Below are 23,256 nucleotides of genomic sequence, written 5' to 3'. Positions count from 1 at the left end.
TCGGGTGGCAAGGTTGTCTCGTCGGATGTAAGAGCGTTGACACGCTATCGGAGTTGTGGACCGAGGGCGGTCAGGGAAACGGGTGTGGGTGTGGGTTGATTGCCGATTCCGTCAGCACCGAGCTGCGGTAACCGAGACGTGCGGAGACCGTCCGCAGTCGCTCCAGCCCGTGGACCCGCCGATTGGCGTGGCCGAATGTCATCGGCAGGGTGCCCGGCACGATGACCTTGACGCACGACAACCCCGCTGCCCGGTGTTCCGTGGTGGTCTGGTTCACCACCAACACGTCCAGACCGGTGGAGAGGAATCGATCCGTCAGCGCGTGCAGATCGTCCCGCAGGTCGTCCTGGGGAGTGAGGCAGCACCGGCGGGACATCTCGGCCAGCGTGATGGTCCGGTCACCGCCGCGCAGGAAGTCCAGCCGGCCGCTTACGGCCGGGTGGGAGTAGAGCAGCGAGTGGTCGACCATCCGACGGACCAGGGCATCGTCGCGGACCATGGCCTCGATCCGATCGGCGTGCCGCGGGGCCGAGCGGGCCACACTCGCCGCGATCGGGCCGAGCTCGCCCAGAGCCTGCCGCAACGCCTGCTCGGGGTCGGGGTGGGCGCCCCCCGCACAGACCAGCGCGGGGTGTCCGGCCCCCGGATGCCGGTGCGTGGCCATCGCCCACAGGCAGGGGACGCCCTGCTCGACGGTGGTGTCGAATACAGTCACCTCGGCGCCAGTGGTCTCCTCGATCCGGTGCACCAGCATCCTGGTGCGGGGGTCGCTGGTAGAGGTCAGGACAACCCGGGGTACCGGAAGGCGAGCAAGCCAGGTCAGCAGGAAAGCGTCCCGCTCGGCGACCTCCAGCAGCCCGAAGAGGATGGCCTCCTCCAGGCAACTGCCGAGGGCGCATCCGTTGGAGATCTCGTCGACGAATCGCGGCTCGTCCGGGTGGGTCAAGGCCGTGCCCCAGTAGGCCACGGAGAGCGGGACGAGGACCGGCCGGTTCCGCCGGAACGAATGCGCCCACACCCAGGTGCAGACCGTGTCCTCGGTAAAGGGCACGAAGGGGAAACCAGGTGTCGCATAGGCCTCGGGGTCGTGCGTCCCCAGCGTACGAGGGTCGATCGCGTCCGAGGAGATCGTCCGGTACGGCGCCCGCACCGTCGGCCGGCTGCCGCCGGGGCTGGCCCCGCCCCAACGCTCGACGGCCTCCAGCAGTGCGGTCAAGTCACTGCTGGTGTAGTTGTCGGACCGGCCCCACCCGGATTCGGTCACCGGGGCGACGGCGGGATCACCGCCTCGTAGACCCAGCGGGGCCCGGGCGACCGTGAAGCCCGCCTCGTCGTCGCGCTCCACCCGCCGGACCAGACCGACGTACGGATCGACGAACAGTGCGCGCAGGTCGTCGAGGTCGTGCCGCAGGTCCCGCATTCGGTAGCGACCCGGCGCCGACTTGGCCCTGCTCCGCAGGTCGAGCCGGGCCCGGTCCGGTCCGTCGTCGGGCAGCGTACCGCAGTACGGGCAGAGAGGATCAGCCAGAAACCGGTGCGAGCGCACACCGAGGGTGTCCAGGGACAGTCGCATGACCGCCCCCGCCACGCGCAGATCGGCGTACCGCTGTTCCCGCATCGCCGTCACCTCGGCCGCGACGAGATCGGCCGCGGCGGCGACCGCCAGTTCCGAAATGCCTGCCGGTGGCCCGTCAGCCAGGCGGGCCGCGTGGCGGGCGCGCAGGACACGGAAGTGATCCTGCGCCCGGCTCCGCCGCAGATGGACACAGGACGGGCACCCGGGTACCCCCGGTCGATGCCACGGGCCGATTACCAACTCGCCCGGCTCGCCGTGAACGGTCAGTGTGCCGGCCGGCGGGACCGGTGCCACGGCAGTGGGATTGTCAGCGTCGATGGGCCATCCGTCGGTGACCAGCACCAGCGGGCCCGCCGGCCCGGCCGGAGCCGGGTCGGTGGGCCACGAAGTCCATGTCGGCGGGTCGTCCGGGCCGGTGCCCACCGGGATCCGCCGTAACCCGTAGGCCCTCAGCAGGCGGGCTACCGCGTCGGCGACCGGACCGGTGCCGGCCAGCAGCGTCTGCGTACCGCGACGGTCACCCATCGACGAGCACCACCCGCAACACGTATGGCAGTAGCGCGTGCACGGCGGGATCATGGTCTAGCGGCACGACCACGGGAGTAGTGCCCTGCCGCCGGAACGCGTCCACGAGACTGGTCGGCTCCGGGTCAGCCGCCCGAGCGTCGGCAGCCAGCACGTCGACCGGCGTGGAGGCGTAGCGGGGGTCGCCGTGCCACGCAGACTGGGCGCGCAACAGCGCCTGAGCAAGCGCGTCCCGCGCCGCCGCCGGCTGATCCACACCGGCTGCACAGCCTACGACGTCCGCACCGCAGGTGACCGCCACGACCGGCACACCGAGTGCTCCGGTCACGTCCAGTACCCGCAACCGCCCACCCGTTCCGGCCAGCGTCCACAGCGCTCTGGCGGCGGGCCCTGCCTGGTCGAGGTCGAGGTCCCTGGCGGCCGGGTCGACCCGCCGGGTGGCCAAGCGGTGCCGGGCGTCCGCCACCACGTGCGACAGAAGCGCGGCCTGCAAAGCCTGGCTCCACGAACAGGCGGCCGCAACGCCCACCGGGAGGTCCGCACCGCAGGTTTTGAAGACCAGCGCAGCCGGAACCTGAACGGGCTCGCCGCCGGGCAGCCGGACCCCCCAGATGGTTCCACCGGGACCGAAACGCTGCGCGTCGACGGCGCGAACGGCGAAACCGGCCAACGCCCGCAGGGCCGCTGCCCGGCGGGCGTCGGCGTACCGGGGAGCGGCCGCCCGGACCAGGAGCCGACCGCTGGGCGCCGCCACGTCGATCTCGGTGACGTGCAGAGGTGACTGGGCGAAGTTGCGCTCGCTCACCGCCCGGAAGATCCCAACGGTCGGGTCGATGCAGGCGGCCACCCGGCGGTCCAGGTCCTCGGCGCCGACCGGCGGCGCCGCGCGTAGCCGGCGGACGGTGGCGACGGCGTCGTCGGGACCACCGACCTCCGCCGGCGCAGCCCGCAGCTGCGGCAGGACCCGTACGGCGGTGGTGACCAGACTCTCCGCGTGCACCAGACGCATCACCGGATTCCGCTCTTCGCCGTCGAGGGTCTGCTCGACCAGACGGACGAACTGCCGGGCGATCTGGCGGATCGCGTGGTCCGGGGGGAAGGCCCCGGCCGGGTCGGCGGCCCGGTCGATCCGCGACCAGAGGGCCGCCGCGACGGCGTTCACCCCCACCGGCCCGATCCAGCCGTAGCCGGCGCGCAGGGCGGCGTGACCGACCGGCACGCCGCTGCCCACGGCTTCCTCGACCTCGGCGGCGGCGCGCGGCGACAATTCGTCCGTCGCGTGCAGGATCACGTGGTCGGCACGGTCCGCGAGAAACGCATTCCGCCCGGACGCCACGCGCACCGATCGCCAGCCGGCCGTCCGGAGGGCGTCGAGGGTCGCCGCGTGCAGCTGCCCCCCGCCGGTCAGCACCACGTGCGGTCGGCTCACCACCGCGCCGGCCGGCCCGTCGGGCAGATCCCGATCGGCGTCCTCGATGACACCTCGGTCGGAGAGGAGATCGACCAACCGGGTCAGGGCCGTGCGACGCTGCGGCGTCAGACCTGCGGTCAGTTCGTCGAGGGTGTGCGCACCGTTGAGGAAGGGGGTGAGCCGCCGGAGCCAGCTGCCGGCCCCGGCCACCCGGACCAGCTCGCCCCGCAGGACGAAGGCGGCGTCCTCGGCGGAGCCGACGTCGTAGGCGTCATGGCGCAGGCGAGGCCTCATTATCCGACCCGTCGGCTGCCCAGGGCGAACTCGCCGACGCTGGACTCGTGCAGAGGCTCGCGACCTGTGGCGGCGGCGAAGAGGTCGATGTCGCCGGTGCCGAGGGCGCAGGGCGCCAGCCCCATCGCGGTGGCCACCAGGTACATCGTCTGCATGAGAACTCCGACGTGCTTGAGAACGAGGGCGTACCCCATGGACTCGTACTTCCACATCAACCGGCCGAACCGCGCCGAGAGCAGAATCAGGACCTGCGGCTGTCCAGGGCCCGCCATCGCCGCCGCCGAACGTCGCAGCAGCGCACGGACCGCGACGGGCTCGGCCGGCACCCGGGCAAGCCCATGCTGGTAGGGGTCGTAGTGGTAGAGCCCGGACTCCAGACCGTCGACGCTGCGCACCAGGAGGTAGATCTCCAACTCGTGCAACCGCCCGCCGCTGGGGTACGGCCGGTCGGACATCTCGACACCGTGGTGGTCGTCGCGCCCCCGCACCCGGGCGCAGCGGTGCAGGAAGTCCGAGACCTCCGCCAGCCGGATTGGCCGATCGTCGTCGTAGGAGCGGTATGAGCGCCGTGACTCCAGGGCTTCGGACAGGGTGATCCGGTCGGCCGGTGAGTCGGCGACCTGCGGGGCGGGCAGCGGGACATGCCGCCAGGTGGGGTCACCGCCGGCTGCCGGCGGTGCAGGGAAGACGCCCTTCGCCCACGAGGTGCCGCCGAAGTCCACCCCGAGTTGGCGGTGAACCCGATCCCGACTCTCGTGGTGGAACCAGAGTTCGTGCGGACGCCACTGGGCGTGCGCCAGATCCGCCGCCTCCCCGTCGTCCCCGGCGGTCAGCAGCCCGCACGCCCACAGCCGATCGGCGAGCAGGGCGGGTAACCCGGCGGGCAGCGTCGAGCCGGCCCCGCGTACCGGTGCGGCGAGGGCGGCCAGGGCGGCAACGACGGCCGAGTCGTGCACGGTGAGCTGCTGTGTCGCCAATGGCGACTCCAACACCGCCGCCACCCCCACCCGTCTCAGGACGGCAAACCGCGACAACACCGGCCGGGTCGGCGCGGGACGGTCCTCGGGCTTCCTCGGCCGCCCGACCGGGGACATGGCATACGTGGGCACGCCTCCCGCCACGCCCGCCTCCAGGCCGACCCAGCCGCCGCCAACCAGCAGCCGCTCCAGTGCAGCGGGAAGCTCCGTGCCGGCGCAACGACCCTCGGCCAGCTGGACGAGGGTCGCGCGGCCACCCTCGTCCAGGACCCCCAGGCAGACCGTTTCGGCGCCGCACACCAGATGCACCTCACCGCCGCTCGCGGTGACCGCGGAGATTCCTGGTCGCAGCCGAAGCCGCACCGAGCCCACGCCGCTCACCCCGCGACCTCCGCCGGCCCGGGCAGCACCACGTCCGCCGCTGCCACACCGTAGAGCTCCTCGGCCACATTGGCGGCGAAGTGGCACAGCATGAACCGGTGCAACGGGGTGAGTCCCAACCGGGTCAGGTACAGATAGGTGTAGTTGAGGACCAGCCGGTAGGTGGCGAACCAGGTCCGGTCCACCGGCCGACGTTCTCCCAACGCGTGGCGGTGGAAGGGGCTGCGCCGCAGCATCTCCACGACGTCGGCGTTGCGCGGGTCGGCCAGGTCGACGCCCGCCCACGGTGGGTCCATGCTCAACGCACCCGAGCAGATCAGGGTTTCGCCGCGACGCCGGATCGGCTCCACGACCTCTGCCCAGGTGGTGGCAGCGCACGGTGTACCCGCGTCCAGGCGGGCCAGCAGCCGTTCTGTCCGCTGCCGCAGCTCGGGGCCGTAGGTCGCGTATCGCTCCTGCCACTGCTCCCGCAGCCCCTGTGCCTCCGGCCACCAGGACAGGAAAGCGTCGGCGTGGGAACGGAAAGAGACGAAACCTCGGGCGAGACCGACGCCGGAGAGGACGTGCGCCGAGGCGATCATCAGGTCGTACGCCATCGTCGGCAACGAGGCGCCGGCAATCGTTCGCCGGGTCGCGGCGAAGGCGAGCGGCGTCGTCGCCACGTGAAACTCCGCCAGCAGCTCGACGGCCGCGACACTGCCGAGCACCTCGATCCGGTCGTCCACCGGGATCTCTTCGATGGTGTTGTCCGGTCGTAACGGCATCAAGGGCTCGCGGACCTGTTCGAGCTCAGCCAGCCGGCGGTGCTGAGCCAGCGTTCGGCCCGGGTCGAGGACGGCGGCGGACGGGTGCCGGGCCAGGAAGGTTCCCACCACCTCCTTGACCATGGGAAGCACGGTCATGTCGAAGACGGCGTCGTCAACGTCGAACATCAGGCGCAGGTGCGGCCCACGCAGCCAGTGGCGCAGGTGGTACGCGCGGGGGACCGTGGCGCCAAGGCGTGCGAAGAGCGGTTCGACGGCTTCGACAACCAGTTTGTCCAGGGACTCCTCGTGGTAGTACACGGCCACGCACCGCCAGCGGCTCATCGCACCCCCTCCCACTGCTCGGCGACGGTGCGGGCGGCCAACTGGCGCAGGAGCCCCTCGGACTCCAACCGCACGCCGATGCGGTTGCAGAACAGATGTGCGCAGATGTCCAGCACGGGTATGGCCTGGGCGAGCGGGTCCGGGTCGAGATCGGTCGAGGGATAACGTGGCGGCGTGAACCTGCCGCCGGCAATCTCCGTTGCCAGGACGGTGTGCAACTTCCGCACCGACCGCGCCCAGCGCACGAAGGCCTCGCCGGCTGGCAACCGATCCTGTTCCCGTACCAACCGACGCAGCTGCGCCGCCGTGCGACGCAGCGACTCCCGCTGCCGCGCGAAGCGCTGCGGCACGGAGACGCCGGGTGCCGTGTCGGCCACCAGATCCGTCCAGCTCGCGGTCTGTTCGGCGAGCGCGGTGAGCAGATCGCTGCGCTCATCAGCGGCCACGAACCAGGTCAGCATGATGGCGGCGAAGGCGGCGGTGTCCCTGGTGGTGAGAGCGGGACGGAGACCGAGCAGCTCCAGTGCTAGCTCGGTGGATTCGGCGAAGTGCTGTTCCACGGCAGCGGCGGAGCTGCCAGTGCCGTACCTCGACTCCTCCCGTACGTAGGGGACGAATGCCATCGTGTTGTTGGGTTGAAGTCGGTGCGGTCGGCCGGTCTGCTCCCAGTGGGCCAACCGATCCGCGGACCGCTCGTACGTCTCGGCATCGAGGAGGGTCGGCGACGGGTGGGCTGCCAACCAGTCCTGGCACCGCTCCCGCAGGAGGTTTCGCAGCGGCAGCCCGGCGCCCGGCTCGGTCGGCCGCAGCCGCCACCGGACGTGGGGTCCACCGTCCCAGTAGCGCAGGAAGAAGGTCTGCCGCACGAGTCCGGCTTCGCTGAGCTCCTGGCCGACCGGACCGACCAATCCGGTGAGCAGGGGGTCTAGGTCCCCCTGGTAGAACAGGTGGACGCTGAGCCAGTCCGAATCAGACATCCTGCCGCCTCTCGCTGAGTTCGACGATCATCTCGGTGACCCGCGCGCCGCCGTCGGTACCGTCAGGGGACAAAGGGGCGGGCAGTGCCTCCTCGAACGCGATCGAGCCCGACCCTGCCGAGCAGACGTGCTCCAGGACGCTCAGCAGCCAGGGGTTGGCCACGTCGACGTACATCGGCTTGCGGGCCTTGTCGAAGACCCTCGTCTGCCAGGGACCGTCCTCGGTCACCGTGCGGATGTAGCTCCGCCTGGGGATACCCGTTTCCCGCAGCCAGCGGGCGAGCCGGACCAGGTGGTCGGCGTCGTGCTCGCCCGGCTGTCGCACGGGGATCCGGTCGACCGGTACGACCCAGCGGGCGCGCTGCAGGGTCAGCCGGCCGACCTCGATCCGTGGCTGCCGAACGACGCCCTCGACGTGTTGCTCGCCGACGGTCACGATGGGGAACTGCGGGTGTATGAAGAACGACTGGCCGAACGCGGCGAACATGAACCGCGCCGCCGGCGGCACGAGGGGGTCGGCCATCAGCCCGGTGTGCGCCGGCAGCACGGGGACGCGCAGCGGGGGCCAGCCGAGTTCCCGTAGCCCGGTCCGGGAGTTGCGACGCACCACGAGCTCGCCGAAGGGGATGCGCCGGCCGACGGGGCGGTCGCTGTTGGTGAACGGGTAGTCGATCTCCCAGGGTGTGGTGGGAGCACGGAGGTTCATGGCCACACCGAAGGTGCCGGAGAGTTCCGCGACGGCCGGTGCGTCGGCAGCGGCGTCCGGGGCGTGGCTCGCCGGCCCGAATGAGCCCGCCAGTCGTCGCCATCGACCCCGGCCTCTGCCGTGTCCGCCACTGACCACGTTCACCACCGCCCGCAGTCCGTCCTCGGTGGGTCGGGGCTGGAGGTAACACGAAACCGACGGCGGGGTGGTCACCCAGGCGGGCCAGGTGGCGGTGAGCGCGGCCAGGCGCTCGGGCGCGACGACGACGGCGCCTCCTTCCCGCCCAGCCGCCGAGAAGATCTCCATCGATTGTCGACGGAGTTCGGCGAGCCGCCGCAGCCGGGGGTCCGCCGCCCGGTCGAGGTCCTCGGCGGCCAACGGCGTGCCGAGCTGCAGGAACAGGCTCCAGTCCGCCGTCGGTGCGGTGTCGAGGTCGCGCTGGAGCTTGGCGTGCAGCTCCACCAGATTGATCTCGCGCTGATCATGGAACCGGGTCGCGCAGTAGGCGTCGAGCGCGATCCGCACCGGCAGCATCCGATCGTGCAGGCCCAACCATCGGCGTACGACGTCGAGGTCGTCGAAGACCGGCTCCCAGGCGGGGGCGGACGCCTGAGCTTTTCCGACCAGGACAGCGTTCTCGTGCAAGGCGGCCTTGCGCAGGCGGTCGTCGGGTCGCCAGGGCAGACCGAGCCCGTTGCCCACCTCGGCGACCGTCTCGGTGAGGATGCGCTGTCGCCGGTCGTGGGCGGCCAGGTCGGTCGGCTCGTCGTCCGCGTTCAGCGTCTCGTGAAGCCGGCGTAGCCGGGCCGCGACCGTCGACCTCTCGCCGAAGGGGGATGTCTCCTCGGGCTCGCTCTGGGCGGTGTCACGGCCGGCGGTAGCGATAGCGCCGTACCAGTCAGCGAGCTGGGCCTCCGGATCCGGCGCCTGATCCGTGATCGGGTTTCGCGCCTCCAGCAGACCCAGGTGGAGCAGGCGTTCGAGGAACGGCCGGACGTCGACGGGCTCCTTGCCGGACTTCATCGCGACCGAGACGGCAAGGTCACCGAGGAACCGGCCGGGTTCCGCCGCCACGACATCCAGGCAGAGAGCGAGGCTTCGGCTCAGCGGGACCGAGCGAATGGCCTCGCCTGGCCGCGGTCCCAGGAATGTCACAGTGTCGCTGCCGCGTACGGCGGAGGGATTCAGCCGGATCGGCAGCCGGTCGGCGGTCGCCGGGTCGGCGAGGAGTCGCTCCACCAGATGCCCGAGCACCAGCCGGTCGAGTTCCGGCACGCACCGTAGCGGCCCGTCAACGGGAACCCGCAGCAGCGCTCCGTCAGTCGACCAGTCCCCGAGCGCGATGCTGGTGAAGGTGCTGTAGGGGCTGGTCTTCGCGGCGGCTCGGGACACGTACTTCGCCAGCCCGAGCAGAAGCCGGGGCCGTGGTCGGTCGAGGTCCCCGGCCACCCAGCGTCTCGACTGCGCGGCCAGCGAAGGGCTCGCCTGGGCCAGACCGCGCTGTAGGGCGGGTGCGGCGGCGGCGTCGCGGAGGGCGGACATCGAGTCGTGCGCCTCCGCGGTGAGCCCGTCACGCAGCCGCTGGCTCCGCTCCGCCCGCCGGCGAAGCAGGGACAGGTACGCCTCGACGTCGTCCACGACGCACTTCGGCAGGTAATCTCGCAGGTCACCCGGCCAGTCGGTGGGACGTGGAGGTCGGCGAGCGTAGAGGGTGCGCCGGAGGGCGACCAGCCTCGGCTTGACGGCGGCGAGGTCCGGGTGGCCGATGACGCCGTAGAGGGTGTCGCTGAGTCCGTCCGCCCGCCCGGCGATCGTCTCTTCGAGATCGAGAAGCTGCTGGACCTGGGTCCAACTCCGGTGCTGGACCCCGGCGGTCAGCACGTTCCAGGGCAGGCCAGCGACTCGGACGACGAAGGGCCGCTCCAGTTTGTAGCTACGCCGCATGCTGTTCCTCGCAGACCGTCGGGACGGAAAGGGAGCGCCGGTCGTCACCGGCGCTCCCGTTGAGCTAACCGTTCGTCACGGCAGGGACGAGCAGGACGACCCGCAGCTCGGCCACGAGGCGCCGTTCTCGACGAGGCCGTGCCCCGCGGTAAGCGACTCGACGGTCAGGCCGCCGTCGGTGAGCTCGAAAACGCTCAGCGGCAGGTCGTCGACGTCGAACTCGACGTCGGCGCTCTCGAAGGCCGTGCGGTCCATTGCGTTCATGCGCTTCTCCTCTCTGATCGTTCAACTGATCCATCGACCCGGGTGAGGCCGACGTTAGGAGAAGCGGGATGACAGCACAATGTCGCCATCTTGGTAGCGCAACGTAACAATCTAGCGAAGCGTAGTGTGTCTACAGTCACAAGAAGTCTGGTGGTGTCCGCTCTGGCCTCCGTTCGTATGGCCAACATCTCGACTCCGCATAGTTGGTTACTCGCTACGCGTCGTGTTCAGTCACGCTGTGTGCTGCTCACCCGGGTTGGAGGGCACCCTTACATTCGTGTGGACTCGACCTGGATCGCGGGGGCGCTCGTCACCGGTCGTCCCTACCCGAAGGGGGGTCGGGAAGCAGAGACAGGTGACTAGCCCGCACGATCTCGTACCGGAGGGCGACCGACGCCAGCGCTTCGCGCTTCCAGCGCACCCGCCCTGATTCGCCGTCCTGGTCGAGGTAGGGCCGCAGCTTCCCGCGTGTCAGGTAGGAGATGTGGTAGTTCACCGCATCCCGCGTCACGTCGCGGAACTCCGGCAAGGGCCGCAACCGTTCGGCGATCTCGGAGACCGTTGGCACGCCCACGGGAAGTCCGCCTCGCAGTCGTGGTTCGCAGAGCGCCACCAGAACGGCGAAGTACTTCCTCTGCTCGTCCAGCGAAGCGAAGCTGGCGGTGTTCGGCGGGAGCATGTCGACCGGATCGACCATGCGCGGCGGCGGGGCCAGGACGTGGAAGCCCTCCGGGCCGTGGTTGCCGGGCACCACCACCCGGGCCAGTTCGAAGAGGATCGGTGCCGCCCGGCGGCCCGGCCGCACCTTGACGTACTCCGATCTGTCGCTCAGATTTTCTACCACATACGGGTCGACCGTGCTGAAGTTGGACAGTGTCCAGTGGTCGGACTCCGACGCGACCCGACCGGCCGCGACGCTGATCTGCGCGCCTTCCCCGGCCACCATCAGTCGCTCACTGCGTCGCCGGTAGCCGAAGACCGCGGTACAGCCGGGTGGCAGGTTCATGGGCCTACCCTCCGACCTGGCCCGCTGTTTCGGCAGCTGAATGATCAGACCCCTCATCAGGTTCCCTCCCCGTGGCCGACAACGACAAGAGGGGCGTTGGCCGCATGTGGCCAGGCGTCAATCTGGTCTTTGTTCAAACTCGATGCCCCCGCCGTCGATGTCGTATCAACGCCTTGAAACCAACCGGTTACGTACCGTCCCTCGACCATACGTCAGGTCGCGGCACTCCATGTGGCGCCCGATCGGCGACCGTCGTTGCTCCGGCGACGCATCGTGCTCTCGCCGCCTGGGCTTGACCCGTTTCGGCGGACAGGGTCGTCGTGTTGATCTTAGTTAGGCGGCTTGGTCGATCGCTCGCGGTTGTGAGCTGGTGGCCTCGAAGGCTGCGGGGCTGAGGTAGCCGAGGGTTGAGTGTCGGCGGCGGGTGTGCCAGCCCTCGATGTATTCGAATATGGCCTGGCGGGCGGCTTGGTGGGTGGGCCAGGCCTGGCGGTGTAGGAGTTCGGTTTTGATGGTGGCGAAGAACGACTCGGCGACCGCGTTGTCAGAGCATTGTCCGCGCCGGCCGACGATGGTCAGCGCGCCCGAAGTGCTCAGCGATCCTGTACAGGACGGCGGGCGTTGACCTGCGGTGATGCGGACGATGGGTCCGGGGGGCGTGGGTCACGTCCGCGCTGGTGGTGTAAGAGACGGCCATCGCTGGATCCGGTTTGATGTTAGGCGGCGATCGGAGTCGGGTCGGGTTGGTCGTCGGTGTGTTGGCTTTGCGAGGCGGTGACGAGGCGGGCTTTGGCTAGTAGTTCGATGCCCATGTAGCGGCGGCCTTCGGTCCATTCGTCGGTCTGCTCGGCCAGGACCGCGCCGACGAGGCGGATGATCGCCGGCCGGTTGGGGAAGATCCCGACGACGTCGGTGCGGCGGCGGATCTCCTTGTTCAGCCGTTCCTGCGGATTGTTTGACCAGATCTGGCGCCAGATCTCGCGGGGGAAACCGGTGAAAGCGAGCAGGGGAACGTCACGGCACGCCGAGACTCAGTGGCCGGACTCATGGGTGTAAAGATCTTCCTCGCTGACGACCGGCGCGATGGTGTCCTCGGGACGCCCGACCCGCGCGGCCGAACCGAACATTGGCCCGCGTCCTGGATGCACGGGAGCAAAGGCGGCGAAGCCCTGCTGTCTGGGAATGTCGTCGTAGACCGCCTCCATCCCGCCCCGGATCAGGTAGGTCTCGTGCCAGAAGCCGGTGCCGCCGCTGTCCCGCAGGAAGTTGCGCCACCAGAGGCGGTGCGGTTCGGAGCGCGCCCATGACAGGAGGGAGGGTTCTGAACAGGCGCTTGACGTCGACTGGATGCCCTAATGGGCACATCCGGTGGGCCAGATGCAGACCAGCCTTCCCTTGCGCTCGAGTCGAGTCGGCACCTGCCTAGATCTCCCGCCGCACCTGCCTGATCTGAAGTCTCGGCAGCTCGTCGGCCTGATCGACGCGTGGGAGGCGGCCGTACAGCTGCACTGTGACGATCGACTGGCAGCTTTACCAGGGCGGCACGACGCAGGGGCGAGTTCGACCTCTGGAGCGACGACGGCGCCGTCTCCAGTCAGCGGCTCGGCTGCTGACTGGGACGGCGCCGTGGTTGCGGATCACTGTTGAGGGGGTGTGCACCGTACCCTTCGGGTCAGCGCGTACGTCACCACGATCACTACCACGGTCGGTACGCCGACCGTCCACGCGACCCGGAACGTCCCGACCAACAGCATGCTCACGACCACCGCCGCCATCGCAACCGCCGCCGCGGCACTGGTGTGCCAACCGCCGGGTAGCGACAGCGGCGACCGGCGCGCCTCGTCGGCGGTGCGCCGGCGGCGGAAGGCCACGTGGGTCGCGAAGATGAGCACCCAGGTCGTGGCGGCGCCGAACAACGCGATGCCGAGCAGCTTCGCGAACGCGTCGTCGGGCGAGACGAGGGACACCGTCACCGCCAGGGGGAGCCCGACGGCCGACGCGGCGACCGCGTTCACCGGCACACCGTGGCGGTTGACCCGTCTCGCCCAGGCCGGCGCCTGGCCGTCGACCGCGAGCGAGTGCAGCGTGCGCGTCGACACATAGAAGACCGTGTTGAGGGCCGACAGTGCGGCGGTGAGCACCACGAAGTTCATCACCGCGGCGGCGGCCGGCAGCCCGGTCCACTCGAAGACCAGCACGAACGGGCTCGTGGCGAGCGCGCCGTCCGGCACCCGGCCGACGGCCTGCGACACCGATACGATGACCACCATGCTGAGCAGGTAGAACAGGCATACGCGCAGAATCGTCCCGCGAGCCGCGCGCGGTAGGTCGCGCCCGGGGTTGGCCGACTCGGCGGCGGTCAGCGCGAGCGCCTCGGTGCCGCCGAAGCTGAAGGTCGCCACGATCAGCGCGACCACGAGGCCGGTGAGTCCGTGGGGCAGGTAGGACGGTGCGTCGGTGATCGCCGACAGGCCGGTCGCCGGTCGGTTGGGCAGCCCGACGGTGAGGAGCACGGTGCCGAGGATGAGGAACACCACGATCGCGGCAACCTTGATGGACGAGAACCAGTACTCGACAGTGCCGAAGGCCCGCACCGGAAACACGTTGACCGTGATGATCGCTGCGGCGGCGAGCATGACCGGGATCCACAGCGGCACCTGCGGCCACCAGTACCGGATGTAGATCCCCACGGCGACGGTTTCGGTGCCGGCGCCGATCGCAACCACACCCCAGTACAGCCAGCGTTGGGTGAACCCGGCGAGGGGACCGAGGTAGCGGTGGGCGAGCGCGCCGAACCCGTGCAGGTCGGGATGGGCGAGCGCCATCTCGGTGGCGGCGTAGGTGAGGGCGATCGCGAGGAGCCCGCCGACGACGAAGGTGAGCAGTACGGTCGGTCCGGCCATGGAGACGGCGAGGCCGGAGCCGAGGAACAGCCCGGTGCCGATGACCCCGCCAATGGTGAGCATCCCGATCTGGCCCGACGTGAGGCCGCGACGCAGCGATGACCTGGCAACAGAAGGTGAAATGACCATGTCACCATGCAAACAAGCTGGTCGGGGCCGAACAACGAAGGAAAATACGCAGAACGTCAGGCAGGATCGGTGCCGTCGAGGACGGCCCGCGTCGCCCGGGCCTCGGTCTCGAGCCGGCTGTCCAGGCTGGCGGCGAGCGCCTCCAGGTCACGGGTCAGGTCGGCGGGACCGGCGCCGTCCAGCGTGGGCAGCATCACCCGGGCTTCGTCCTCGAGCCGGCTGGGCAGGCTGCCGGCGAGCAGCTCCAGGGCGCGGGTCAGGTCGGCGCGGGCCTCGGCGGGCTGGCCGAGCGCGGCCCGGGCCTTGCCCCGCAGGACGAGTGCGAAGGCCACGAAGTCGTCGTCCCGGTTCTCGATCAGCAGCGGCAGCGCCCGTTCGACCGCGTGCAGCGACTCCTGGTGGCGCCCGGCGCGGTCCAAGGAGGACGCCACCCCGTACATCGCGCTGCCCCGGAGGGTGAAGGCCGGGCGGGCGGCCACCGGACGGCCGTCAAGTTCGGTCAGGGCCCGCTGGAACTCGCCGACCGCCTCGTCGTAACGGCCCAGGTACTCCAACGCATGGCCGACGCCCACCACATGATCCACGTACAGGTCGTGATCGCCGCCCAGGTCGGCCAGCTCGCACCCGGTGCGGTGGGCCCACAGCGCGTCGTCGAAGCGGCGGAGATTCAGCCAGGCGGGGCCGGCCGAACTGAGCGCCCGGGCCTGCTCCTGGGGGTCGCCGACAAACTGTGCGAGCCGGTATGCCTCCATCGCCGCCTCCGTGGCCTCCTCGTACAGGGCCATCAGTTGGACCGCGGTCCAGGCGTAGAGGCTGGTGTGGAAGGCCTGCTGGCGCCGGTCGGGCAGTGCGTTGGCGGCGGCGCGGGCCAGCCGGCGCACCTCCCACCAGCCGCGCCAGCGTAGCGTCGACTCGGAGTACCAGCGGGTTGCCGCGGCGACATCGGCGACGAGTTGGTGCCGGCCCTGGGCGGCGGCGGTACGCAGCGCCGGCAGCCAGCTGTCGCTCTCCGCCCGCAGCCAGGCGTCAGCCTCCTCCAGGGTGGCCAGAGGCGCCAGGCCGGCCCAGCCGTCGGGCAACCCGCCGTAGCCGGGCTCGTACCACCGGCCGGCGACGACGACGGTGTCCAGCAGCCAGGTGTTCATCCGTTCGGCGGTCTCCGCTCGGGTGTCGCTCGGTTCCTCGGCGTGCAGCCGCTCGTCGGCGTAGAGCCGGATCAGGTCGTGGAACCGGTAACGGTCGACGCTTTCCGTCTGCAGAAGCCCGACCTCCACCAGATCTTCCAGGCGGTCCTCGGCGTCGGGCAGCGCGGCCTCGATGAGCGTCGCCGCGAGCGGCGCCGCGAAGTCGGCGGCCGGAACGTGGGCGAGGCGGCGAAACAGTTGGGCGCTGGGGGCCGGCAACTGCGTGTACGACAGCGCGAACGCGGTGGCCACTCCGGTGTCGCCCGTGGACAGCGCAGCCAGCCGGTGGCCGGTATCGGCGAGCCGGTCGACCAGGTGCCGGACCGTCCAGTGCGGACGCGTGGAGAGGCGGGTCCCGGCGATCCGCAGGGCCAACGGCAGGTGCCCGCACAGGTCGGTGACCCTGTCGACCTGCGGCGCCGTCTGCGGGTCGGCGGCCTGCCTGGCGATGGCACGCAGCAGGTCGGCGGACTCTTCCGGCGCGAGAGGCGGCAGAGCGATCCGCAGTACGCCTTCGAGGCCGCCGAGCGCGCGCCGGCTGGTCACCACGACGAGGCACCTGCCGCCCGCGGGTAGCAGCGGCCGGACCTGGGCCTCCGAACCGGCGTTGTCGAGGACCAGCAGGCAGCGCCGACCACGCAGGATCCCGCGTAGCTGGGCGGAGCGCTCGTCGTCGCTGTCGGCGACCTGATTGGGCTGGACGCCGAGCGCACGCAGCAGACGCAGCAGGGCGTCTCCGGCGGGGAGCGGCGTGGCGTCGACCCCGCGCAGGTCGACGTACAGGCAGCCGTCGGGGAAGTCGTCGCGTAGTTCGTGCGCGGCCCGGACCGCCAACGCGGTCTTGCCCAGTCCCGGCTGCCCGTGCACGACGAGGACCGGCGGCGGGTCGTCGATCTCGGCGGCGTGCTTCGCAGCGTGCCGGACGATCTCGAGTTCGGCACGCCGGCCGACGAAGTCCGTGACGCCGCGTGGTGGCTCACAGAGCCGGGGCCTGCCGGCCGCGCTCGGGGAGCGGGCCTCCTTCGCCGCAGCCGTGAGACCGGCCCGGCCGTCATCGTCGAGGCCCAACCCGTCGGCGAGAGCGGCGAGGGTACGGGTCTGCGGTGCGCGGCTGTGCCCGCGTTCCATGTCGGAGATGGCCCGGGCGCTGACGCCGGACCGCTCGGCCAGCTGCTCTATGGTCAGGCCGGCGGCCCGGCGCGATGCCCGTAGGCAGTCGCCGAACGGGGACGTCTGGCGCGGCACCTCGTCATGATAGATCGGCCCGGTGGACGGACGAGACGTTGCCCGCACCGGGCCCTGCCGAGGTCAGCCTCGTGGTGCACTATCCGTGGATCCTCGTGTGGGCGTTGGAAGGCTCGGTGAGTTCGACGAGGAATCGTTCGGCGCGTCGGGCGAAGAGTCGGGCCCCGCAGGCGGTGGAGTGGGCCTGGGCTCGTTCGGCAGCGGCTCGGACCACCGCGTGGGGTTCCCCCCGCGCTTGCGACAGGCGTGCCCGCAGCAGCAGGAGCAGGCCTTCGCTGTAGCGCTGGCCGTGCTCCCAGACGGCCTGGTCGGCCCGGTCGATGGCGGCCCCGGCCCGGTCAGAGAGGCCGGCTGCCAGCCACATCTCCGCGATCAGAGCATGGTGGTAGGCGATTCCCCACTGCGGCGGGTCGAGCAGGTTGGCGGCCAGCAGTTCCTCGGCCTCGGCCGCCGCACCGGCCGGGTCGTCACCAGTGAGGGCCCGTGCCCAGCACCAGCTTTGCCGGATGTAGTGGTCGATCTGGGATTGAAGGCGGGCCAGCCCGGCGGAGACCCAGCGCTCGCCGGCACGTCTGGCCAGGGCCGCGTTACCGGCCATGGATGCGATCATGGTGGTGTAGTAGACGCAGACCGCAGCCGCGTACGGATCACCCGGGGTGTCCCAGGTGTCGACGAAGGCCAGCGCCGACTCGACGTCACCGTTCAGCGCGGTCATCACGGCCCGCCATCCGGGTCCTTCCCCCGGAATGCTGCCGTCCCGCCGCAGCGGAGTCTCCTCGTCCGGCACGGAGGGGTCGTCGTCTTCTCCGGCGAAACAGCGGTACGCCTCGCCGATGTTGCCGATGTCCCAGTGATACAGGCCCCAGGCCTGCCGCCCATAGCGTCGGACACCCGAATCGGAGGACGTCCGACCGTACTCGTGCATCCGGCGGGCCAACTGCCCACGACTCTTCTCCAGGCAGGTGTACGCGCCCATGAGGCGGATGAAGGCGAAGTCGGCGGCCTCTGCTTCCCGGCCGAGAGTGCGAGCCAGATATTCGGCCCGCTCCAGCAGATCGAAGGTCGAGGCATCGTAGCCGGACTGCCGTCTGACCACGATGGCGAGCAGCGTGAGGGCGGACAACTCCAGCTCCATGAGCCCTGATGCCCGGGTGATCTGCACGGCGGCACGCAACTGCCGATTGGCGGACTCGAACGCGAGCTTGGACGCCGCGTAGCGCCCGGCGCGGATCAGCGCCTCCCCGGAGCGAACAGGCTCGGCCAGGGCACCGGCTGCCCACAGATGGAAGGCGAGGCGTTCGGCGACGGCCTCGTCGCGGCCATGGGTCCGTTCGAGCGCATCCGCGACGCGCAGATGTAGCCGGACGATCTGCTGTTTCGTCGTGGTCTCGGAGACCGACTCGCGCACCAGGTCGTGTGCGAATCGTAGCGAGGACGGATTCTCCGGACCGGGTTCGAGCAGGCCGAGGGCGTGCAGCGGCTCGAGGCGTTCGAGGCAGTCCGCGACGTCCACACCAGCCGCGCGCGAGAGCAGCCGCAGGTCGATGTCACGGCCGATGAGCGCGGCGACGTGCAGCAGTTCGCGCGCGTCGTCGTCGAGGCCGGCCATCCGGTCGCGAACGACGTCGCGCACGGTGGACGGAACCCCCGCCGGTACGGATGCGCCATCCTCGCTGAGCGCGCCGTCCTCGCTGAGCAGCCGGGACAGTTCTTGGACAAAGAACGGATTGCCGGCGGTACGGGCGTGGATGGCGCGGGCGACGGCGTCGTCGGGCTCGCGGCCAGCCTCGCGGCGGATGAGTGCGGTGACGTCGGTCAGTCCGAGCGGGCCGAGCCTGAGCCTGCGATGGCCGGGCAGCCGGCTGGCCGTGGCAAGCACCTGGGAGAGGGCCGAGCCGAGCACCGGCGCCCTGTCGCGAAGCGCACCGATGATTGCGGTGCGGTCGGGCAGCCGGCCGGCCAGATGACTGAACAACCGCCGGGAGGCATCATCGGCCCATTGCAGGTCATCGAGGATCAGGAGTGTCGGTCGTTGTGCCGAGGCACTTCTGACGAGGGCGACGACCTGCTCGAAGAGCCGGAACTGGGCGCTACCGTCGGGAACCGCCCGGACGGCGTCGCTGCCCAGCCCGAGCAGGATGCCGAGCTCGCTGGCGAGCCACTTCTCCCGCTCCAGCGCGGGCAAACTGTCGACGACCGCGCTTAGCGCCTGCTCCCACGGCCACATCGCCGGTGTTCCGTCGCCCTCCAGGCAGCGACCCCAGATCACCAGCGCGCCGTGCTGGTCCGCCACCGTCGCGGCCTCTTCCAGCAGGCGGGTCTTGCCGACGCCCGGTTCACCCTCGAGGATGCCGATGGCCGCGCCCCCGGCAATGGCGCTCTGCACGGTGCGTCGTAGCACGGCGAGTTCCTCGATCCGGCCGACCAGACCGGCTCCAGTGGTCACCCGGACCTCGTCTGCCGTGTCCATCGACGGCGGCGACACCGATGGCTGGGCCAGAACCCGCCGGTGTGCGTCCTCCAGTGCCGGACCTGGGTCGATGCCTAGCTCGTCGGCGAGGCGATCGCGGACCGCACGGAAGACCGCCAGTGCCTCCGCCTGGCGACCGGCGGCGCCAAGGGCACCGACCAGACCGGCGTGCACGGGTTCGTGGAACGGTGCCATCGATGTGGCCAGTCGCAGGGCGCGAAGCACCCGTTCCGGTCGGCCCAGCGACACCGCTTGCTCGGCCGCAGCCGAGCAGGCGTCGTAGAACTCGTTGTCGAGCACGGCGAAGGCGGCCTCCGCGCCCGTCCCGTCGCCGATGCCGCCACCTGCCGGGCCATGCCACAGGCCGAGTGCATCGATGTAGTGGTGGAGCGCCGCTTCGTGGTGCTGCCGCGCCGCGGCGGCCGTGGCCGCACCCACGAGTTTCCGGAAAGCGACGAGATCCAGCGCGCCGGGGGCGGCGACGAACAGATACGAGTTACCGCGACGGTGCAGGAACGAGCCGGTGCCCCGGACGGGAAGTTCCGGCTCGAGGATCCGTCGTACTGCTCCGACGTACTTCTGGATCACGTTGAGGGCACTGGCGGGGGCGTCATCGCCCCAGATCAGATCGATCAGCTCGCTCGTGCTGATCGGCCTGCCGACGCGGGCCAGGAGCAGCGCGAGGAGATAAGCCTGTTGCCGGGGGCCGGCATCCAACTCGACGTCGTCGCGCCAGATCCGCAGCGGGCCGAGGATCTGCAGGGACACCGAGGAGCGACCAACCGGCGGATCTTCGTCGCCGGGTGGGTCAGGAGGGACTGGCACGGCCACGCTATCGACCCCGAACCGACATGACACGATCGTCGCTTGCTTCCACCTGCACGGTGTACGTGGACCAGTCGATTCTACCGGGTCTACGAGTCGGCCTTGTTACGTCGTGGGCGGGACGGTCGGTGGCGTCTCCGGAGGGAGATTCCACCGACCGTCGTCACGGCTGCATGCCGGGTCACCAGTACGGCGTGAACTTCTTCATGGCCACCTCCTCGACATCGTTGACCTGAGTTGGAGTCAACCGTCGGCGAGTTGACAGGCACTGAACGCCGTGCTCGCCAGTTCGGAAGTGAATCTGCAGTGGTTGATGTAAACGTCCGGAGTGTCGGGTCGGGCCGGGACCGGAAGGACGCCACCATGATGTCGCTGCTGCGCAACCGGGAGTTCCGTGCCATCACGGTGACCGAGCTGCTGTCGGTGCTTGGTGACCAGCTCGCCCGGGTGGCGCTGGCCGTGCTGGTCTTCGGACGAACCGGGTCAGCCGGGCTCAGCGGGCTCACCTACGGGCTTACCTACCTGCCCACAGTGGTGGGCGGCGTCCTGCTCTCGTCGACGGCCGACCGCCGGCCTCGCCGCGAGGTCCTGGTAGTCATCGACGGGATGAGGGCGGTGATCGTCCTTGCCATGGCGATTCCCGGTGCTCCGCTGCCGCTGCTGTGCGGCCTGGTGGCGATGTCGGCGTTGCTGAGCGGCCCCTACCACGCCGCCCGCCTCGCGCTGCTGCGCGACATCCTGCCGCCTGAGAGGTACGGCGCAGGGATGGCCGTGCGGCAGTCGGTAAACCAGGGCGCGACGCTGGCCGGGTTCGCCTCCGGCGGTTTCCTGTCCACTGCCTTCACGCCGGCCATCTGCCTGGTTGTCGACGGCCTCACGTTCGCCGTGTCGGCGATCGTCATCCTGCTGTTCGTCAGGCGTCGTACGGCCGCGGCCGCCGGTGAGCCGACGACGATCACCTCGACGCTCGGCCAAATCTGGCGGTCGTCGGCCCGCCGTGCGATCGTCCTGATGACGTTCTCAGCCCTGTTCCTCATCGCCCCGGAGGCGCTGGCCGTGGCGCTCGCCGCCGAGGTGGGCCTCAGCCCGGGGTGGGTCGGCCTGTTCATGGCCTCGGCCGGACTGTTCGCCGTGGCGGCCCTGGGTCTCTTCGCCAGGTACGCCGTCGCGGCACATTACCCGCGGGCGTTCCCGGTGGCGTGCGTGGCACCCGGCCTGCCGCTGCTGGCCGTCATCGTGCTGGACGACCCGTACCTGATCGTGCTGGTCTTCGGTCTCAGTGGCGCGGCTTGGGCGGTGCTCATCGTCATCTCGGTGTCCACGTTCGCGGAGTTGCTCCCCGCCAACCAGCGTGCCCGAGGGCTGGGTCTGGCGGCGTCCACGAACCTCACCGCGCACGGACTCGGCGCAGCCCTCGCCGGGCTGGTCGCCGATGCGATCGGCGTCGCGGCGGCCATCAGCCTGCTCGGGCTTGCGAGCGTCCTCTTCGCCGCCCTGCCCATTGCCCTCTGGCGTCGCGCGGGTCGGGACGTACCTCCGGCATTCGACGTGCCGCCCCGGCCCGGGGGCGTGCGCGACTTGACGGCCAGTTGATGCACCGCGACCGGCGCGTTCAGTCGCTGTCCAAACCCCGCCCCTGGCGTCGATCCCGACCGCACCCGAGGATCAGAGAAGAGGTACGCCATGGTGAGTGGACACAGCCGACCGACAATCGTGCTCGCACACGGTGCGTTTGCGGACAGCAGTGGTTTCCAGGACGTCATCCGGCGGCTGCTGGCCGCCGGATACCCGGTGGTCGCGGCGCCGAATCCGCTGCGCGGCGTCGCCTCCGACGCGGCCGGGGTCAAGGCGCTGCTGGACCGCATCGAGGGGCCGATCGTGCTGGTCGGCCACTCCTACGGAGGTGCCGTCATCTCCGCCGCCGCAGCCGGCAGCGACAACGTGCGGGCGCTGGTCTATCTGGCGGCGTTCATGCCGGACACCGGTGAGGCGGTCGAGGAGTTGGTCGGACCTGATCATCCCGCCAGAGACGCAGGAGTTCATGGCGGATCGGGCCGGGGCCACCGTCCGGGTGGTCGACGGCGCCTCGCACCTGGTCTTCGTCTCGCACCCGGAGACCACTGTGGCCCTCATCGATCAGGCGGTCCGCGAGACCGCGAGCTGACGGTTCCGCTCCGCCGGCGCACAGGGCTGGGACAGCCGCTCGCCGCCGGGGACAGCCTGGCGCTCCCACCGGAAGTCGCCGCCTACCTCGACCGGCTGCGGAGCATCGGGGCGTCCCCGAGGATGGTGGAGGCCGAACGGGACGGATGGATCCTGGTCGCGGCGCGCTGGCCCGGTCGCGTCGTCGAGTGGATGCCCGGCAAGATCGCCTCTATTGGGTGCTCTCGGAGATCTTCGACGGGGACGAGGAGGACGATCCGCGGCTGGCGGAGGCCGCCGACGTCATGGCCTGCCTGGCAGAGCAGGCACACGCCGCCGGCGAGGTAGTTCCCGGCGAGGAGGTCGACGACGATCCGCCGCACGACCTGATCGACGCGCTCGCCGTCGAGTCCGACCGGCGGGTACGGCGGCTTCGGGAGTTGCTGCGCGACCACGGAGCGCCGGTCGAAGTCACCGTGCCCATCGCCGCGACCAACAAGTGGCTGTGACCGACTTCGCCGCAGACGCTAGCGGGCCAGGCGGTCCAGCAGCTCGCCGAGCAGCGCGTGTTCGCCAGGGGTGAGGTCGCCCGGGTCGTCGCCGACCAGCGCGCGCAGCGTCAGTGCGGCGCTCGCGCGGGTCGCGGGAGCGTCGGTGGGGGGCAAGCGCAGGACTCCGGCCAGCGCGGCCTCGCGGACGCGTCCGGACAGTCCGAAATCCGGCTCCGGCTGGCTGATCAAGGTGAGCGTGATGCCGACGTTGGCGGCCAATACCTGTTCGGCGGCATCGGCCGCCGGCACCTTGAGCCGGCCCCGGGCGGCGGTCAACCGATCGCGCAACGCGGCGTGCGCGGGAGCGGTGACGGCGCAGGGCTTTCCCGGCTCGGCGCGGCCGTACAGCAGCCCGTAGAACGACGGGTGCTCCAGCCCGAACTGCACATGCCTGTCCCAGCCCTCGCGCAGGTCGTCCAGCGGGTCGTCAGAGCTCTCGACCGCCGTGTACTGGGTGAAGCCGTGGCTCGCCACGGCGTCGATCAGGCCCTGCTTGCTGCCGAAGTGGTGGTACAGCGTCGGGGCCTGCACCCCGGCGCGATCGCACACCGCCCTCGTGGACACCGCGCCGCCGCTCTGCAGCAACTCCGCCGCGGCGAGCAGGAGTCGATCCCGTGCGTTCTGCATGCTTGCTACATTACCTCATGTAGCGCTACAT

At 70.5% G+C, this 23,256-nt stretch carries 17 protein-coding genes and 1 pseudogene; 3 read left to right on the top strand and 15 right to left on the bottom strand.

Features of this window, described 5'->3' with window-relative positions:
• Window positions 1-70: 70 nt before the first annotated feature.
• The 14 genes and pseudogenes from ACQPWW_RS23215 to ACQPWW_RS23150 form a co-directional block, all read right to left on the bottom strand.
• The gene (locus ACQPWW_RS23215) at window positions 71-2,101 is read right to left on the bottom strand and encodes a TOMM precursor leader peptide-binding protein (protein ID WP_433125506.1); all 2,031 of its coding nucleotides are present in this window, start codon (window positions 2,099-2,101) and stop codon (window positions 71-73) included.
• Window positions 2,094-3,806, bottom strand: a complete 1,713-nt coding sequence (locus ACQPWW_RS23210; RefSeq protein WP_433125505.1) for a YcaO-like family protein — start codon at window positions 3,804-3,806, stop codon at window positions 2,094-2,096. Before ACQPWW_RS23210 ends, ACQPWW_RS23215 begins: the two co-directional genes overlap by 8 nt.
• A complete protein-coding gene (locus ACQPWW_RS23205) occupies window positions 3,806-5,164 on the bottom strand; it encodes a SagB/ThcOx family dehydrogenase (protein WP_433125504.1) in 1,359 nt (452 codons plus the stop codon). Before ACQPWW_RS23205 ends, ACQPWW_RS23210 begins: the two co-directional genes overlap by 1 nt.
• On the bottom strand, window positions 5,161-6,252 hold the full coding sequence (locus ACQPWW_RS23200) for a thiopeptide maturation pyridine synthase (RefSeq protein ID WP_433125502.1): 1,092 nt from the start codon (window positions 6,250-6,252) through the stop codon (window positions 5,161-5,163). The genes ACQPWW_RS23205 and ACQPWW_RS23200 overlap by 4 nt, the downstream gene beginning before the upstream one ends.
• Complete coding sequence (locus tag ACQPWW_RS23195) at window positions 6,249-7,229, bottom strand: lantibiotic dehydratase C-terminal domain-containing protein (RefSeq protein ID WP_433125500.1); 981 nt, start codon at window positions 7,227-7,229, stop codon at window positions 6,249-6,251. The genes ACQPWW_RS23200 and ACQPWW_RS23195 overlap by 4 nt, the downstream gene beginning before the upstream one ends.
• The gene (locus ACQPWW_RS23190) at window positions 7,222-9,879 is read right to left on the bottom strand and encodes a lantibiotic dehydratase (protein WP_433125498.1); all 2,658 of its coding nucleotides are present in this window, start codon (window positions 9,877-9,879) and stop codon (window positions 7,222-7,224) included. Before ACQPWW_RS23190 ends, ACQPWW_RS23195 begins: the two co-directional genes overlap by 8 nt.
• Window positions 9,880-9,954: 75 nt before the next feature.
• Window positions 9,955-10,143 carry a thiomuracin/GE37468 family thiazolyl RiPP peptide gene (locus tag ACQPWW_RS23185; protein ID WP_433125497.1) on the bottom strand — a complete coding sequence of 63 codons (189 nt, stop codon included), beginning with the start codon at window positions 10,141-10,143 and terminating at the stop codon, window positions 9,955-9,957.
• A 310-nt stretch (window positions 10,144-10,453) separates the two neighbouring features.
• On the bottom strand, window positions 10,454-11,149 hold the full coding sequence (locus ACQPWW_RS23180) for a hypothetical protein (RefSeq protein WP_433125495.1): 696 nt from the start codon (window positions 11,147-11,149) through the stop codon (window positions 10,454-10,456).
• Between the two features lie 333 nt (window positions 11,150-11,482).
• On the bottom strand, window positions 11,483-11,662 hold the full coding sequence (locus ACQPWW_RS23175; protein ID WP_433134498.1) for an IS3 family transposase: 180 nt from the start codon (window positions 11,660-11,662) through the stop codon (window positions 11,483-11,485).
• A gap of 203 nt (window positions 11,663-11,865) precedes the next feature.
• Window positions 11,866-12,156: pseudogene (locus ACQPWW_RS23170) on the bottom strand (transposase); the annotation flags it as partial.
• Between the two features lie 24 nt (window positions 12,157-12,180).
• Entirely contained in the window at window positions 12,181-12,354 is a 174-nt protein-coding gene (locus ACQPWW_RS23165; RefSeq protein WP_433125494.1) for a hypothetical protein, read from the bottom strand.
• Between the two features lie 432 nt (window positions 12,355-12,786).
• Window positions 12,787-14,115 (bottom strand): amino acid permease, encoded by a 1,329-nt coding sequence (locus ACQPWW_RS23160; protein ID WP_433125493.1) that lies wholly within the window; start codon window positions 14,113-14,115, stop codon window positions 12,787-12,789.
• A gap of 122 nt (window positions 14,116-14,237) precedes the next feature.
• Window positions 14,238-16,610, bottom strand: a complete 2,373-nt coding sequence (locus ACQPWW_RS23155; RefSeq protein ID WP_433125492.1) for an ATP-binding protein — start codon at window positions 16,608-16,610, stop codon at window positions 14,238-14,240.
• Between the two features lie 79 nt (window positions 16,611-16,689).
• Window positions 16,690-19,848 (bottom strand): BTAD domain-containing putative transcriptional regulator, encoded by a 3,159-nt coding sequence (locus ACQPWW_RS23150; RefSeq protein ID WP_433125490.1) that lies wholly within the window; start codon window positions 19,846-19,848, stop codon window positions 16,690-16,692.
• Between the two features lie 420 nt (window positions 19,849-20,268).
• Here ACQPWW_RS23150 and ACQPWW_RS23145 point away from each other — a divergent pair, with 420 nt between their 5' ends.
• From ACQPWW_RS23145 to ACQPWW_RS23135, 3 genes are all read left to right on the top strand, one after another.
• A complete protein-coding gene (locus tag ACQPWW_RS23145) occupies window positions 20,269-21,498 on the top strand; it encodes an MFS transporter (protein ID WP_433125488.1) in 1,230 nt (409 codons plus the stop codon).
• Window positions 21,499-21,588: 90 nt separating this feature from the next.
• The gene (locus tag ACQPWW_RS23140) at window positions 21,589-22,395 is read left to right on the top strand and encodes an alpha/beta fold hydrolase (protein WP_433125486.1); all 807 of its coding nucleotides are present in this window, start codon (window positions 21,589-21,591) and stop codon (window positions 22,393-22,395) included.
• Complete coding sequence (locus tag ACQPWW_RS23135; protein ID WP_433134774.1) at window positions 22,287-22,556, top strand: hypothetical protein; 270 nt, start codon at window positions 22,287-22,289, stop codon at window positions 22,554-22,556. The genes ACQPWW_RS23140 and ACQPWW_RS23135 overlap by 109 nt, the downstream gene beginning before the upstream one ends.
• Window positions 22,557-22,574: 18 nt before the next feature.
• On the opposite strand, the gene ACQPWW_RS23130 is transcribed toward ACQPWW_RS23135, so the two are convergent.
• Complete coding sequence (locus ACQPWW_RS23130) at window positions 22,575-23,225, bottom strand: TetR/AcrR family transcriptional regulator (protein WP_433125485.1); 651 nt, start codon at window positions 23,223-23,225, stop codon at window positions 22,575-22,577.
• Window positions 23,226-23,256: the final 31 nt, after the last annotated feature.

It is taken from the genome of Micromonospora sp. CA-240977 (assembly GCF_050942285.1).
In the GTDB taxonomy this organism is placed as follows: domain Bacteria; phylum Actinomycetota; class Actinomycetes; order Mycobacteriales; family Micromonosporaceae; genus Micromonospora.
The sequence above is the reverse complement of the archived record's forward strand: the minus strand, read 5'-3'. Positions and strand labels throughout refer to the sequence as shown.